Source organism: Anaeromassilibacillus sp. 1001302B_160321_C8 (assembly GCF_015554745.1).
Taxonomy (GTDB): domain Bacteria; phylum Bacillota; class Clostridia; order Oscillospirales; family Acutalibacteraceae; genus Anaeromassilibacillus; species Anaeromassilibacillus stercoravium.
Map to the genome: position 1 here is coordinate 17,774 of NZ_JADNJD010000024.1, position 14,331 is coordinate 32,104.

Annotated in this window: 9 protein-coding genes and 1 pseudogene; 6 read left to right on the forward strand and 4 right to left on the reverse strand. The window is 51.5% G+C overall.

The window, feature by feature from the left end; genetic code table 11:
- Positions 1 to 71 precede the first annotated feature (71 nt).
- Positions 72 to 683, forward strand: a complete 612-nt coding sequence (locus I2E77_RS12725; RefSeq protein WP_087229516.1) for a thymidine kinase — start codon at positions 72 to 74, stop codon at positions 681 to 683.
- A 73-nt stretch (positions 684 to 756) separates the two neighbouring features.
- Here I2E77_RS12725 and I2E77_RS12730 read toward each other — a convergent pair whose 3' ends face one another.
- The 4 genes from I2E77_RS12730 to I2E77_RS12745 form a co-directional block, all read right to left on the reverse strand.
- Positions 757 to 2,007: an AI-2E family transporter gene (locus tag I2E77_RS12730; protein WP_195451366.1), complete on the reverse strand. Its 1,251-nt coding sequence runs from the start codon at positions 2,005 to 2,007 to the stop codon at positions 757 to 759.
- A gap of 146 nt (positions 2,008 to 2,153) precedes the next feature.
- Entirely contained in the window at positions 2,154 to 4,289 is a 2,136-nt protein-coding gene (locus tag I2E77_RS12735; RefSeq protein WP_195451368.1) for a hypothetical protein, read from the reverse strand.
- The gene (locus I2E77_RS12740; RefSeq protein WP_330608952.1) at positions 4,286 to 6,478 is read right to left on the reverse strand and encodes an efflux RND transporter permease subunit; all 2,193 of its coding nucleotides are present in this window, start codon (positions 6,476 to 6,478) and stop codon (positions 4,286 to 4,288) included. The genes I2E77_RS12735 and I2E77_RS12740 overlap by 4 nt, the downstream gene beginning before the upstream one ends.
- Before the next feature lie 189 nt (positions 6,479 to 6,667).
- On the reverse strand, positions 6,668 to 7,918 hold the full coding sequence (locus tag I2E77_RS12745; RefSeq protein ID WP_172749497.1) for an AraC family transcriptional regulator: 1,251 nt from the start codon (positions 7,916 to 7,918) through the stop codon (positions 6,668 to 6,670).
- Between the two features lie 158 nt (positions 7,919 to 8,076).
- Between I2E77_RS12745 and I2E77_RS12750 the strand changes: the two genes are divergently transcribed.
- From I2E77_RS12750 to groL, 5 genes and pseudogenes are all read left to right on the forward strand, one after another.
- On the forward strand, positions 8,077 to 8,544 hold the full coding sequence (locus tag I2E77_RS12750) for a MarR family winged helix-turn-helix transcriptional regulator (protein WP_191362569.1): 468 nt from the start codon (positions 8,077 to 8,079) through the stop codon (positions 8,542 to 8,544).
- Positions 8,541 to 10,358, forward strand: a pseudogene (gene ftsH / locus I2E77_RS12755) (ATP-dependent zinc metalloprotease FtsH). The gene I2E77_RS12750 and the pseudogene ftsH overlap by 4 nt, the downstream one beginning before the upstream one ends.
- A 218-nt stretch (positions 10,359 to 10,576) precedes the next feature.
- Positions 10,577 to 11,707, forward strand: a complete 1,131-nt coding sequence (locus I2E77_RS12760) for a THUMP domain-containing class I SAM-dependent RNA methyltransferase (RefSeq protein WP_191395800.1) — start codon at positions 10,577 to 10,579, stop codon at positions 11,705 to 11,707.
- 401 nt (positions 11,708 to 12,108) lie between these two features.
- Entirely contained in the window at positions 12,109 to 12,393 is a 285-nt protein-coding gene (locus I2E77_RS12765; protein ID WP_087229495.1) for a co-chaperone GroES, read from the forward strand.
- A gap of 47 nt (positions 12,394 to 12,440) precedes the next feature.
- Positions 12,441 to 14,069, forward strand: coding sequence for a chaperonin GroEL (groL, locus tag I2E77_RS12770; protein WP_195451372.1), 1,629 nt, complete (start codon positions 12,441 to 12,443; stop codon positions 14,067 to 14,069).
- Positions 14,070 to 14,331 lie beyond the last annotated feature (262 nt).

Genomic DNA, 14,331 nt, shown 5'->3' on the forward strand with positions numbered 1-14,331 from the left:
GACCAATACCAGACGGATGTTGTGCCTTTTCATCCGTAGGTGCATATCCTTCCGGAAAAGGGGGAAAGGGCATGCCGAAGCTATATTTTAAGTATGGGGCCATGAACAGCTCTAAATCGGCAAACGCTTTGATGGTGAAATTCAATTATGAAGAGCAGGGATACCGTGTTGCGCTGTTAAAGCCCAGCATTGATGATCGTGACGGAACAGAGGTAGTAAAATCGCGCATTGGGTTGGAGCAACGGTGTTATGTGATTGATGAGGACATGAACCTGCTGGACTGGTACGATGCACACCGGGAATACCAGGTGCTGATCGTTGACGAAGCGCAGTTCCTTACACCAGAACAGGTGGAACAACTCAAGGACCTGGCGGTGGATGAAATTCCCGTGTTGTGCTTTGGATTGAAGACAGACTTTCAGACGAAGATGTTTCCTGCGAGCAAGCGCCTGTTTGAATTAGCGGATTCCCTTTCGGAGATCAAATCGGTGTGCCGTTGCGGCAGGAAGGCAGAAGTGAACGCCCGTATCCACGACGGGGCCATCATCAAGGAAGGCAAACAGATTTTGATCGGAGGCAACGAGCGTTATGTAGGGATGTGTTACAAGTGTTGGAGGGACAACCGGTTTTCTGGCCTTTCCCATTCAGCGCATACAGGAACAGAGAAAACAGCCTTAAAGTGATGGTGGCAACCATTCTTTAAGGCTGTTTTTAATGGATGTTTGGACTAGGTATATCCCATTCCTACTTTGCGATTTATTTACGTTCAGAATCTATAGAGGAGGTTTCTACCATATTTTCTGCGGCGGCCTTCCCCTTGGTTTGCGCCTCGGGAAAATTTTTTCGCTGGAACTTCTCTTTGGTAAGCCCTTTTTTGTACAGGCGCCTACGAACTGTTTCGCGGAGAAGCGCATAGAGCACCGAAAAGGTTGGAATGCCCAACAGGATACCGACGATCCCAAACAGGTTCCCACATAGGATGATGGAGAGCAAAACCCAAATCGGCGGCAATCCAATGGAGGTGCCGACCACGCGCGGGTAGATTAGGTTCCCCTCAATCTGCTGGAGAATCAGGAAGAATACAATATAGGTTACCGTGTACCATGGATTCACCAAAAGCAGGATAAAACCCGCTGTGAACATAGAGATATAGGGCCCAATGATGGGAATCAGGCTGCATAGCGCGACAATTGAACTAATCAATACCGCATAAGGCAATCGGAGGATACTCAATCCAATGTACACCAGGAAAAACCAGATGCACGCTTCTGTGAGCTGCCCACGCACAAAATTGGAAAAGATCCGGTTGGCCATGCTGGAAATCTCGATGGTCCGCCTTGCTGCACGGTTGGGCAGGAACGCATAGAGTAGGCGCTTCAAATGGCTGGTCAGCTTTTCCTTACCGAACAGCATATACATACAAAAGATAAAACTCATGGCCATGGTAAAAATGCCGTTCGCCACGCTGGCTGTAATGTTAAACAGGGACCCCATAAAATTGGAGGTAACCTCTGTCGCTTTGGACAAAAGGGAAGTCCAATCGATGGAGAGGGAGTTGATTTGATCTTGGGTCACATTGTATTTTTCCAGAAGACGGATAATCTCGTTTGATAAGCGGCTGATGTACGTGGGGGCGTTCCGAATCAAGACTTCTAAAGAGGAAACCAATTCCGGAACGACAAAAAGGATAATTGCGCCTAAGATGACAATCAATGTTAGGAAGGAGAGCACCACGCAAACGGCGCGCCGGCACTTCTTCCACAGTTTGAGATCTTTTTTATTGAGAAAAGCAAATACTTTCTCCTCGTAAAACTTTAAGATCACATTGACTACAAATGCAATGGCAATTCCGATAAAAAACGGGGATGCAAGCGAAAAGATAGAGAGGAAAAAGCTGAACAGCTTGTCCAGGTTGAACAGAGCGAATATCAACAAAACGGTGTAGGTAATTAAAAGCACAATCCGCTTTGTCAGCTTGGGATCTTCGATCAGCTGTTTTAAATTCATATCGTTCACTCCTCAAGCTCATTATAATACGCGGTGTGAGCGAAGTAAAGAAAAGCCGTTCCAATTCATTGGAATTATCAATGGTTCAAAAGGCCGGATGCCATAGGGTTCCCAAGGCATCCGGCGTTATACATGGCAGTATGTTTTTATTGAAAAAGGGAAGTGATGGATTCCCATAACTGCTGGAAAAGGTTTACCACCCTGTCCCAAAAGCTAGTAGGTTGGGAATCTGGGTCCAGATCCTCGACGGGTTCCTCCGCATCGCCTAAGGAGATTTCTTCTGTGCGCAAGATGACCTGAATGCTGGCAGGAGCAGGATTTTTGCGGGATGTAAACGAAACCATCTCTGCTTCTGCGTCCAAATTTAAGAAATTGCTGTCCTCTTCCACTTGATCCAGCTGGTCTTCCACGGTCCCTTTGATGGAATCGCTTGCATCGCGAAGGGACGACGTGCTGCCGGACATATCCAGGGCTTCTGACAATGCGCCGATCAATCCGTCCAGTGTCTTCTGGGTCCCTTCATTCAGATATTGGCCGCTCTCCTTCATCATCGATTCGAGATCTTGTAGGAAGGTGGAGGTGCTGGTCAATGTGGAGCCGAGCTGTGTGGCCAGTTCGGAACAATCCGACAGCAGGGAGATGGTACCCTCCTTATATTGGTTTAAGGTATTGTTTAACGTTTGTACGGTGGTGAGGAAAGAAGAGCAGGTGGCGATGGCAGCTTGCAAAGATGTGCCGGTGCGGTTGAGTTCACCGATTACGTCCGCGGCGGAATCTAAATCGGAGAGCCCTTTCAGGTCGTCCAATAGATCATCGATTGCACTGCCTAAGCCGTCCAACGTGCCAACGGTATTGCTGGTATTGCTTAAAAGGTCGGTCAGCTTTTTCCGCACTTGTTCCAGCTTGACGGTGGCTTCATCCAATCGGTCGCGGTATTTCTTGAGCGGCGCAAGCAGTGTATCGGAGACGCCTTTCTGTGTAAGGTCCGCGATCACCTGGTCCAACTGGCTTTTGGTGTCCTGCAAACCGGTGAGCAATTTTCCAAGCGGGTCTTCCAGGCGGTCGATCGTTCCTTTTAGATCTTCCAAATCTCCCTCAAACGGCGCGAATGAATCGGTTAGATCATCAATGGCGTCTTGTAGGTTGGTGAGATGCTTGCGGCTGATGGTGGCGTCGTTCAGAGCGTCCTCCAGATCTTCCATGCTGTTTTGGAGACGGGAAAGAGAACTGGAAAGGCTTCCCAAGTCGGAGGCTAGGAGGCCGGTGGTATCTACCATGGCATTGATGTCTGCGCTGACATCGTTGACAAGCTGTTCCCCGTTTTGCAAATGCGGTACGAGAGCAACAATCTTCTGCGAGAGTGCATCCAGATCCTTCAAAGAAGCGTCTGCGCCGTCATAGATGCCTCCCTTCGCGGACTGAATGGATGTGCGCGCCTGTTGTAGGGCTTGCAATCCCTCCTGGGTCAGTTCCAGGCTTCCGGACATATCCTCCAGCGCGTTCAAAATTTGATCCAGGCTGTCATAGACGGAGTCGGCGGAATCGCCGATGGTGTCCTTCGCCTCTTTCAGATCCTTGATGGTCTTCATCTGCTCCAGGGTTCCGGGGATCATCAGCATGATCACGCCGGGAAACTCAAAGCTTTCCGTGCCGATGCGGATGGTAAAGGTTGTATGTTCGCCGGGCAGCGCCGCAAAGAGAACCGCTTTGTATGTACCGATGGATTGTGTTTGGGAACCCGGCGCTTCGATGCTGAGTACATCCTCGACATTGACCATGGTAGCCGCCTGCAACAGCAGATTGTTTTGATAGTAGGTTTCTGCGCTCCCGTTCGGAATGCATTCAATATTGATTTCTACCAAGCCGGATGCGCCGGCGAGGTCTTGCGCTTCTGTGGGAACGCCGTTGAGCTTGTAAGAGACTTTGAAGGACCAGGGCAGGATGATGCTGTTTTGCGCAGGCGTGCATTCGTAAAAGAAGTGATCGTTCGCATCCGGGGAGAGGCTCCAGACAACGCCGTCGTTCGTCAATTCCGGCTCGTCGTATCCGGACATGTTGGTGACCTTTGTGTACGATCCATAGTCCTTAAATTCCCGGTTCCCATTGAGGCTGCATCCTTTGACTACGCTGGTGCCGGTGACGGCGCCGTAGTGGTCCAGGTTGACGTAGACGGCCTCATCCGTTGTGACCGGCGTTTCCACCGCATGTGCAGGAATCGTAGCAAGGGGAAGCAGCATGGCGAAAGATAGGATACAAGCAATCAAGCGTTTACAGTTCTTCATGATAAGAGGCCTCCTTTGGAGTTTTGCTGAGCTGTATCAGGGGCTGTAGTTTTTTTTCGTTTGTGTTTTTCCAGCCATGTTTTCCATCGGATGGAACGCTTAGCTTTGCGGAGCGCCCGGCGGCGCATTTGATTCATGACCAGTTTGTCGCTGAGCACCAGGAGGACAGGCAGAAGGAAAATCACCAGCAGGGTGCTCAGAAGGGCGCCGCGCCCCACCAAGTGCCCCATATCTGCGATGGCGGAAACAGTGGAAACATAGTACAGGCCGTAACCAACGATGGTTAGGATGGAACCGGACGTCAGAATGGACAGGGCACTTTGTGAGATTGCATGGATGGCAGCCTCTTTTTTGGGAAGATGGGTACGCGCTTCCAAATAATTGTTGGTTGTCAGGATGGAATAGTCCACTGTCGCGCCTAATTGTAAACAGCTTACGATGATATATCCCATATAAATCATCTTGTCGCCCGCTAAATAGGGGATCGCCATGTTGAAAAAGATGGCTACTTCGATGGGGATCATTACCACGATAGGAATAATGAATGAGCGGAAGGTCAACAGGACCACCACCGCGACTCCCAAAAGCGAAAGGATATTGACGTAATTGTAGTCGTTGGTGATGATGGTTTGGATATCCTGTGTCGAGGGTGTCGTCCCCACCAGATAGGAGCCCTCTGGATAATAGGATTCGACAATCGAACGCACTTCATCCGTACATTGATAAGCGTACGCGCTTTCGTCCTTGGTCTTAAGGTAGATCATGATGCGGCTGTAATCGTCCGAGTGGAGCTGTCCGGTCAGGGATTCTGGAAGGAAGTCTTCGGGGACCCCTTCTGGCAGCGTATCTGCGAGGGATGTGACGGATTTTACATAATCCAAATCCCGCAGCGATTCGGTCAAAGCGCGTTCCGTTACATTGTTGGTATTGGGGACCAATGCAAGGACCAGGTTGCTGCGGCCGAAGCGGGTATTGATCGCCTGCTCATCCTCATATACCTTTGTTCCAGGGCTGGAGCCCAAGGAGCCGTTCCCGAAAAGGAACTGGTTCATATTCTGCGCGGTAAAGGCCGGAACAACCAGAAGGGCAACCAGGATGAGTACGCCGTAGCGGATCTTAAAGACGGCCTTTCCTAATCCCTTGAAAGAGGGCATAAAAGAGCGGTGGGCGGTTTTTTCGATCTTATCCCCCCAGCGGAGCAATAAGGCAGGCATCAAAAGCAATACCGTTAAAAGGCTGATGACAATGCCTTTTGCCAGGACAAAGCCCATGTCAAAGCCAATTTTAAAGCGCATCAGCATCAACACGAGGAAGCCGACAATGGTCGTTGCGCCGCTGGACAGGATGGAAGTCACAGAGCTGTGAATCGCATTTGCCACAGCTTGCTCGGGCTCTACCCCCGCTTGCCGTTCCCTGGTGAAGGAATGCAGCAAAAAGACGGAATAGTCCATTGCGATGGCCAATTGCAGGATGGCCGCTGTACTAAAGGTGAGAAAGGAGATTTCCCCCAAAAAGATATTGGTACCCATGTTGATGATAATGGCCACGCCCATGATGAATAGGAAGAGGAAGGGTTCAAACCAGGATGTTGTGGTGAGGCAGAGGATCACCGAAATCATAAAAATCCCCATCACCATGGCGATAGCAATTTCACGGGTCAAGGTTTCATCCAGAGATTTGTTTTGTACAGCGGGCCCCATGAAATACCCCTTATCCCCGGTGATGGCTTCGATTTCGTTGAGTGCGTTGTGCGTCTTGGCATCGGAATCGTCCTCATCAAAAATGATATCCATCACGGCGTATCCGTCCTTGTAATAGTCCTCGATCGCCTCGTAATTGATAAAAAGTTCGGATTGATAGACGTCGGCCGCGGTATCCGCCCAGGTGACCATATTGACCCCGTCCACCGCTTCGATACGGTCCTTGTACAGTTTGGCTTCATAAAGGGATACATCACCGACCATAACGCGTGCCGTGCCGGGGTAGCCGAATTCCTCATCCATCACATTCAATCCGGCTTTCGAAGCGGCGTCGTCCGGCAAGTATTTGCTCAAATCATAATTGACCCGGACAAAGCAAAGGGCAATAATGCTGAGGACAACGGCAACGGCAAAAATCTTTTCAATCCATTTGCGTTTTCTGATGACAAAATTGGAAAAACGGTGGACCGTATGTTTTTCCTTTTCCAACTGCAATCGCCTCCTGTGACAAATTGTGGAAATCATTTGGCATTCTGGAACGAATCAGAAATTCTAGATGAAAAATCGGATATTGCACATGATACTGGATAAAAAACAGAATTGTATACCATAAAAATACATATTATATTATTTTTTCTACCTAACATTTTTGAAAATCAAAAGGGATAACCCCTTTGTTCAGTGTTCGCCGGGGCGCTTTGCTTTGGAGAGCTTTTGGCCTCGTTTGCGATACTGCTGCGGGGTCATCCCTGTATACCGTTTGAAAATTTGTATGAAATAGCTTTGGGAGATGAAATGTAAAAAGTTACTGATCTCCAAAAAGCTCTCGTCGGATAGGAGGAGGAGATTCTGCGCTTCGCGCACACGTGCCTGCTGGATGTAAGAGGTAATGGTCGTCCCCGTCTCCTGTTTAAAGCGGCGCGAGAGATACCGGGGGCTCAGCTGCACCTGGTCTGCAAGGATCGAAAGGGAAAGCTCCTCGTGCAAATGATCGGTGATAAATTGAATGCACTGAGTGATGGGAAAGGAATACGCTGTCTGCCGCTGGACATTAGCCACCCGTTCGGTCAGGTCGAATACCATGCGTGCGCACAACATGTAGACATCCTTTACCTCCCCGCAGGTTTCCATCTGCTGCACATATACATCGCTGAGGCGGCATGCAGATTCGGCGCTCAGTCCCCCGGCGATTGCGGCGCGTGAAATTACGGCGGCAATCGCAATGGAGGTATCCTTGCTTTGCCGCAAGGGAGTGGAAGAGAGTGTGCCGGCGGTTCCTGAGAGGTAGGTATCCAATAAGCGTTTTAGTTCAGCGGTATTACCGGTCTGGACGCATTTTGTAAACATTTGCTCGAGCGCAAATGGGACTGGCATATTGGTCAATTCCCGCTGGGAAAAGTAGCTGGATTCCAAGGCGCGGTTGATTGCGTCCTGGGGGATCTGCTGCTGTTGGGCGATAAAAAAATCCGAGATGCCGATACTTTCCCCGAAAATTGTCAGATGGAACATCTGCACATAGCGGATAAACTGTACCGTGTTGTAAACAGGGAGCTGTTTGGCAAGGGTGTAGAGCTTATGCGTATCCTTACAGGGATAAAGCGAAGTCAGGTCACGGATGCTGCCCGGAGAGATCTCCTCCAAAAGCGCTGGTCCCAAAATCAAAAAAAGGGATTGTTCATCCATAGAAAAGGAGATGCAGGCACACAATAAGACCGAATGGTATGTCTGTAGGACCGGGCCTTGTTTCGCGCGTGCAATAAGGGATTCAGAAATGGAGCGCGGGAGGCCGATCTCCTGAAATTCTGGGAGAGAGGGAAAGAAAAGGCGCGTGGCCCCATGGATATCAGCAATTTGAATGGGAATTTGTGATACTTCATAGAGCAATTTGCTGAATTCGCGGATGCGTTCCCAATCGTTATCAAATTTCATAGGTTCTCTCCATTCATCGGTTAGCAAAAGCGTTAGGAAAAGTTCAAAAACCGGTAACATGTTTTTATTTCAAAAATATTATACTATAAACACTCTATTCAATATATTATATATACATGAAAACTATTTGAACAAATTATTGCCAACGGAGGTGTGATATGGAGGTCATCGAATTCAAAAATGTGGTTTGGGATATGACGCGCCGGATTTCCGAATGTATGGATGGGATGTTCCGCCCGATTAGCGAACAATATGGCCTGACACACATGCAGATGCGGATTCTTATGGAGCTTTGGTCCGCGGAGGATTCCCCCACAATCGGCCAGCTTGGGCGCACATTGGGGATGACCAGCGGAAATATGTCCTCCATGTGCAAACGTTTAGAGCAAGAAGGCTTCCTTCTTCGGGTCCGGGATTTACAGGATGAACGTATGGTCAAAATCGCCTTATCTGAGAAGGGGAAGGACACTGTCCGGGCGATTGACCGCCTTGCAGAAGAAAAATATGCCTCCTGCTTAGAGAGGCTTGGACGGGAACGGATGGAGCAAGTTGCCGAAAATTTGCGTGAGATCGATGCGCTACTGCGCGACATGTTGGAAAATCATCAGAAAGGAACAGTCGAATGAAAGAACAGAAATCACCGAAAAAATCATTGATCTATTATTATGTAATTGCGCTCGTGGTGCTTCTTTTATTAAATGCACTGGTATTCCCCAGTATATTTGGCACACGGGTAACCGAGGTTTCTTATGACGCATTCCTGGCCCAACTAGAGGCGGGTAAGATCACCTAGGTGGAAGACCAGGAGGATAAAATTGCTTTTATCGGGCAGGACGAAAATGGAAAAGAAGCCGTATTCGTCACCGGCAAAATGGAGGACAGCGATACGCTGAGCAGCCGCCTGGATGAAGCGGATGTTCAATATGGAAAGGAAATCCCGAAAGAAGAGTCGCCGCTTCTTACGTTTATTCTCTCCTGGGTATTCCCCATTTTGATGTTTCTTATTTTGGGGCAGCTGCTCACCCGCTATATGCAGAAAAAGATGGGCGGCCCCAACGCCATGACCTTTGGCAAGAGCAACGCCAAGATCTATGTGGAGGCGCAAACGGGCAAGACCTTTGACGATGTTGCCGGGCAGGACGAGGCGAAGGAAGCCCTTTCGGAGATTGTGGATTTCTTGCACAATCCATCGAAATATGCAGAGATCGGCGCTTCTCTTCCGAAGGGCGCTTTGCTGGTGGGCCCTCCGGGAACCGGTAAGACATTGCTTGCGCAGGCGGTCGCTGGGGAAGCAAAGGTGCCGTTTTTCTCCATCTCCGGTTCGGAGTTTGTAGAGATGTTTGTCGGTATGGGGGCAGCCAAAGTCCGCGACCTCTTTAAGCAGGCCCAGGAGAAGGCCCCTTGCATTGTGTTTATCGATGAGATCGACACCATCGGAAAAAAGCGCGAGGGCGGCATGGGCGGCAACGACGAACGGGAGCAGACCCTCAACCAGTTGCTTACGGAGATGGACGGCTTTGACGGGAAAAAGGGCGTTGTAATCCTGGCCGCGACCAACCGCCCGGATTCCTTGGACAAAGCGCTTCTGCGCCCGGGCCGTTTTGACCGGCGTATCCCGGTGGAACTGCCGGACCTGGCGGGGCGCGAGGCTATTTTGAAGGTTCACGCCAAAAAGATCAAAGTGGCACCCGACATCGACTACAACGCTATCGCCCGCGCGACCGCAGGCGCTTCCGGCGCGGAGTTGGCGAACATCATCAATGAGGCGGCCTTGCGCGCGGTACGCTGCGGCCATTTCAGCGTGACGCAGGCGGACTTGGAAGAGAGCGTGGAGGTTGTCATCGCCGGTTACCAGCGCAAGAGCGCGGTGATCTCCGCAAAGGAAAAAGAGATCGTCGCTTATCATGAAATTGGACATGCGCTTGTTGCCGCGATGCAGAGCGACTCGGCGCCCGTCCATAAAATTACCATTGTCCCGCGTACATCCGGAGCCCTGGGCTATACCATGCAGGTGGAAGAGGGCGAGCGGGTGCTGATGTCCCGCGAAGAGGCGTACAACAAGATCGCCACGCTGACCGGCGGCCGTGCAGCGGAAGAACTGATCTTTGGCTCGTTTACCTCCGGGGCATCCAACGACATCGAGCAGGCGACTAAGCTTGCGCGCTCCATGGTGACCCGGTTGGGCATGAGCAAGACCTTTGACATGATGGCCTTGGAGACGGTCAGCAATCAATACTTGGGCGGGGACGCCTCCTTGACCTGCTCGCCGGAGACCGCGGCTAAGATCGACGAGGAGGTTTTGGAGCTGATCCGTTCTGCGCACGAAAAGGCGATTGCGATTTTGAAGGAGAATATGGAGAAGCTGCATGAGTTGGCGCACTATCTGTTGGAGAGGGAGACCATCACGGGCGAGGAATTCATGGAGATTCTAAAGAAATAATGGGACAGCGGCCGGGCACAGGTGTTTATGCCCGGCCGCTGCTGCTTTTCCGGATGGGTTTTGCTTTTGTAGAGGGCCTATGGTATAATCAATCCATTCCGCATGGCTGACGCTTGCCGGAAAGGGGCAACGGCGTTTGGATGCGGTGTGGGCCGCCTTTTTAGGCGGATGCGAATCAAATCGAAAACGGGTGTTTCCCGGGAAATAGGAGTGTATCTATGGCTGAACAGTGGAAAATGGTAATCCCGTGCCTGTTGGGGATCGAAGGACTGGTGGGGGATGAATTGCGCGCGATGGAAGCGCAAAATGTGGAACCGCAGAACGGCCGTGTGTTTTTTACCGGAGATGCGTCGATGCTCGCGCGCGCCAACCTCGGCTCACGGTATGGGGAGCGCGTTCTGATTGAACTGGGGAGCTTCGAGGCGCGCAGTTTTGAAGAGCTCTTCCAGGGGGTAAAGGCCCTGCCTTGGGAACAGTGGATCGGAAAAGAGGATGCGTTTCCCGTCAAGGGGCGCTCCCTGAATTCCAAATTAGCCAGCGTCCCAGATTGCCAATCCATCATCAAAAAAGCCGTCGTGGAGCGCCTGAAGGGCAAATACCATCTAAATTGGTTTGAAGAGACCGGGACTCTGCATCAGATTCAATTCCTCATCATGAAGGACCACGTCAGCGTCATGCTGGATACCTCCGGGGCGGGCCTGCACAAGCGCGGTTACCGGGCCAATTCCACAGAGGCGCCGATCAAGGAGACCTTGGCGGCGGCGATGGCGTATCTTTCGCGTGTCCGCCGGGATGGGATTGTGATCGACCCATTTTGCGGCTCCGGTACCATTTTGGTGGAATCTGCGCTTTACGCCAAAAACATCGCCCCGGGGCTGCAACGTTCGTTTACAGCGGAACGCTGGAAGAATATCCCGTCCGCAGTCTGGCAGCAAGAACGGGCGCGTGCGCGGGACCTGGTGTGCCGGGACGCTTCCTTCACTGGGTATGGATATGACATTGACGGGGCTGCGGTGAACCTGACGCTGGAAAATGCGCGCAAGGCCGGTGTGATCTCCTGCATCCATGCGGAGAAGCGGGATGTGGCGGATTTCCAACCGCTGGGCGAACGCGGCGACGTCATTTGCAACCCGCCGTATGGTGAGCGCCTGCTGGATATCCGCGCCGCGGAAGAGCTCTATCGGACGATGGGGAAGGTGTTTACCCCCAAGAAAAAATGGAGCTATAACATCATCAGCCCCGATGAGACCTTTGAGGAGTGCTACGGCCGCAAGGCGGACCGCCGCAGAAAGCTTTACAACGGCATGATTAAGTGTCAGTTTTATATGTATTATAAAAGCGGGATTTAGCAGATGGACAGCCAGTCCGCTACGGCAAAAGCGGCTGGTTGCCGAAGCAGAAATGCAAGAAGAGGGCTGGAAATTTCAGGGAGAGTGTGCGGAAAGGCTTTTATAGCGCATGCGGCCGGTTGTAGGAGCAATGGCTTGAAACCGCCATATTTTGTGGACTCCCCTTGGAAATCCGGCCCTGCTTTGCATATTTCTGGGTGAATTGTAAATAATTTATGAAATTGCATTTTTTCGGGAAAAACCCCTTGATTTTTCCTGCGTAAGTGGCTAAAATAGTCTTAGCACTCAGAGATAGCGAGTGCTAAGAACATATCGTTTCAAGCGGCGCGGTCAAAGCGTCGAGCAGTTTGAAAGGGTATGCATGGATTTTGTAGGATCTATTTCTGAAGGAGGAAATTTAAATGACAATCAAACCGTTGGCAGACAGAGTTCTGATTAAGATGGAAGAAGCAGAAGAGACCACAAAGAGCGGCATCATCCTGGCAGGTTCCGCGAAGGAGAAGCCGCAGGTTGCGGACGTCATCGCAGTGGGCCCCGGCGGTATGGTAGACGGCAAGGAAGTCGTTATGAATGTCAAAGTGGGCGATCGTGTCATCACCAGCCAGTATGCTGGTACGAACGTCAAGATGGACGGAGAGGAATACACCATCGTCCGTCAGAGCGACATCCTGGCAGTGGTTGAATAAATAAGTATTTAAGAGAATTTATAGTATCATATTTGGAGGAATAGACTATGGCAAAGCAGATCATCTATGGCGAAGAAGCAAGAAAAGCTCTGCTGAGCGGCATCAATCAGCTCGCAGATACCGTGAAGATTACGTTGGGACCTAAGGGCCGCAACGTTGTGTTGGATAAGAAGTTCGGGGCTCCGCTCATCACGAACGACGGCGTGACCATCGCAAAGGAAATTGAGCTGGACGACGCATTCGAGAATATGGGCGCACAGCTCGTGAAGGAAGTTGCCACCAAGACGAACGACGTCGCTGGCGACGGCACCACGACCGCAACGCTGCTGGCACAGGCTTTGATCCGCGAAGGCATGAAGAATGTCGCAGCTGGCGCAAACCCGATGGTGCTGCGCAAGGGCGTACAGGACGCTGTAGACACAGCTGTGGATGCTCTTCGCGAGCATTCCAAGAAGGTTACCTGCTCCGACGACATCGCCCGTGTTGCAACGGTTTCCGCTTCGAATGAAGAAGTTGGCAAGCTGATTGCGGACGCAATGGAGAAGGTCACTTCCGACGGCGTCATCACCGTGGAAGAGAGCAAGACCGCTCTGACGGACTGCGACGTTGTGGAAGGTATGATGTTTGACCGCGGCTATATCAGCCCCTACATGGCGACCGATACCGACAAGATGGAGGCTGTCCTGGACGACGCCTACATCCTGATCACCGATAAGAAGATCTCCAACATCCAGGAAGTCCTGCCGCTCCTCGAGCAGATCGTACAGGGTGGCAAGAAGCTGCTGATCGTTGCAGAGGATGTTGAGGGCGAGGCGCTCACAACCCTGATCCTGAATAAACTGCGCGGCACCTTCAATTGCGTTGCAGTCAAGGCTCCGGGCTTTGGCGACCGCCGCAAGGAAATGCTGCAGGATATCGCCGTGCTGACCGGCGGCCAGGTGATCTCCTCCGAGCTTGGCTTGGAGCTGAAGGACACCACGATTGCCCAGCTGGGCCGTGCACGCCAGGTCAGGGTGGACAAAGAGAACACCATCATCGTTGACGGCGCCGGCAACCCGGACGACATCAAGGCGAGAGTCCATCAGATCCGCAGCCAGATCGAGACCACCACGTCTGATTTCGACCGTGAGAAGCTGCAAGAGCGCTTGGCAAAGCTTGCTGGCGGCGTAGCGGTCATCCGCGTAGGCGCTGCAACAGAGATTGAGATGAAGGAGAAGAAGCTCCGCATCGAGGACGCTTTGGCGGCAACGAAGGCGGCTGTGGAAGAAGGCATCGTAGCAGGCGGCGGCGTTGCTTTGATCGATACGATTCCGGCGGTTGCAAAGCTGTTGGAGAGCGTTGAGGGCGACGAGAAGACCGGCGTGCAGATCGTGCTGAAAGCGCTGGAGGAGCCGGTTCGCCAGATTGCGGCGAACGCTGGCGTCGAAGGATCTGTCATCGTGGAGAACCTCAAGAAGGAGTCCAAGGTCGGCTATGGCTATAATGCATTGACCGGCGAGTATGGCGACATGATCTCCTTTGGCATCGTTGACCCGACGAAGGTTACCCGTTCCGCACTGCAGAACGCAGCTTCCGTCGCACAGACAGTTCTCACCACCGAGAGCCTTGTAGCGGACAAGAAAGAGCCGGTTCCGCCGGCTGCTCCGGCTGATGCGGGCATGGGCGGCATGTACTGATAGATGCCGAAAACCCTTGAAATGACTGGATTCCAGCGTAGAGAAAAGCGGATTTACGCCAAACTTACGCCACAAAAAAACCGTATTAGAGCGAAATTTTACGCCAAACTTACGCCACGAATGAAGCGCATGATAGGGTAACTAATACCCGGTACTCACTCTGTTGAACTGCACCCCATTTGTTGGACAGTATGATATACTGAATAACAAGTGGGGTGCATTATTATGCCGAAAGGAATACCAAACAAACGCTATACACCAG

Bases quoted from the DNA above. Each gene is read 5' to 3' on its own strand.
- I2E77_RS12725 (WP_087229516.1), top strand. From the start codon at position 72: ATGCCGAAGCTATATTTTAAGTATGGGGCCATGAACAGCTCTAAATCG.
- I2E77_RS12730 (WP_195451366.1), bottom strand. From the start codon at position 2,007: ATGAATTTAAAACAGCTGATCGAAGATCCCAAGCTGACAAAGCGGATT.
- I2E77_RS12735 (WP_195451368.1), bottom strand. From the start codon at position 4,289: ATGAAGAACTGTAAACGCTTGATTGCTTGTATCCTATCTTTCGCCATG.
- I2E77_RS12745 (WP_172749497.1), bottom strand. From the start codon at position 7,918: ATGAAATTTGATAACGATTGGGAACGCATCCGCGAATTCAGCAAATTG.
- I2E77_RS12750 (WP_191362569.1), top strand. From the start codon at position 8,077: ATGGAGGTCATCGAATTCAAAAATGTGGTTTGGGATATGACGCGCCGG.
- I2E77_RS12760 (WP_191395800.1), top strand. From the start codon at position 10,577: ATGGCTGAACAGTGGAAAATGGTAATCCCGTGCCTGTTGGGGATCGAA.
- I2E77_RS12765 (WP_087229495.1), top strand. From the start codon at position 12,109: ATGACAATCAAACCGTTGGCAGACAGAGTTCTGATTAAGATGGAAGAA.
- groL (WP_195451372.1), top strand. From the start codon at position 12,441: ATGGCAAAGCAGATCATCTATGGCGAAGAAGCAAGAAAAGCTCTGCTG.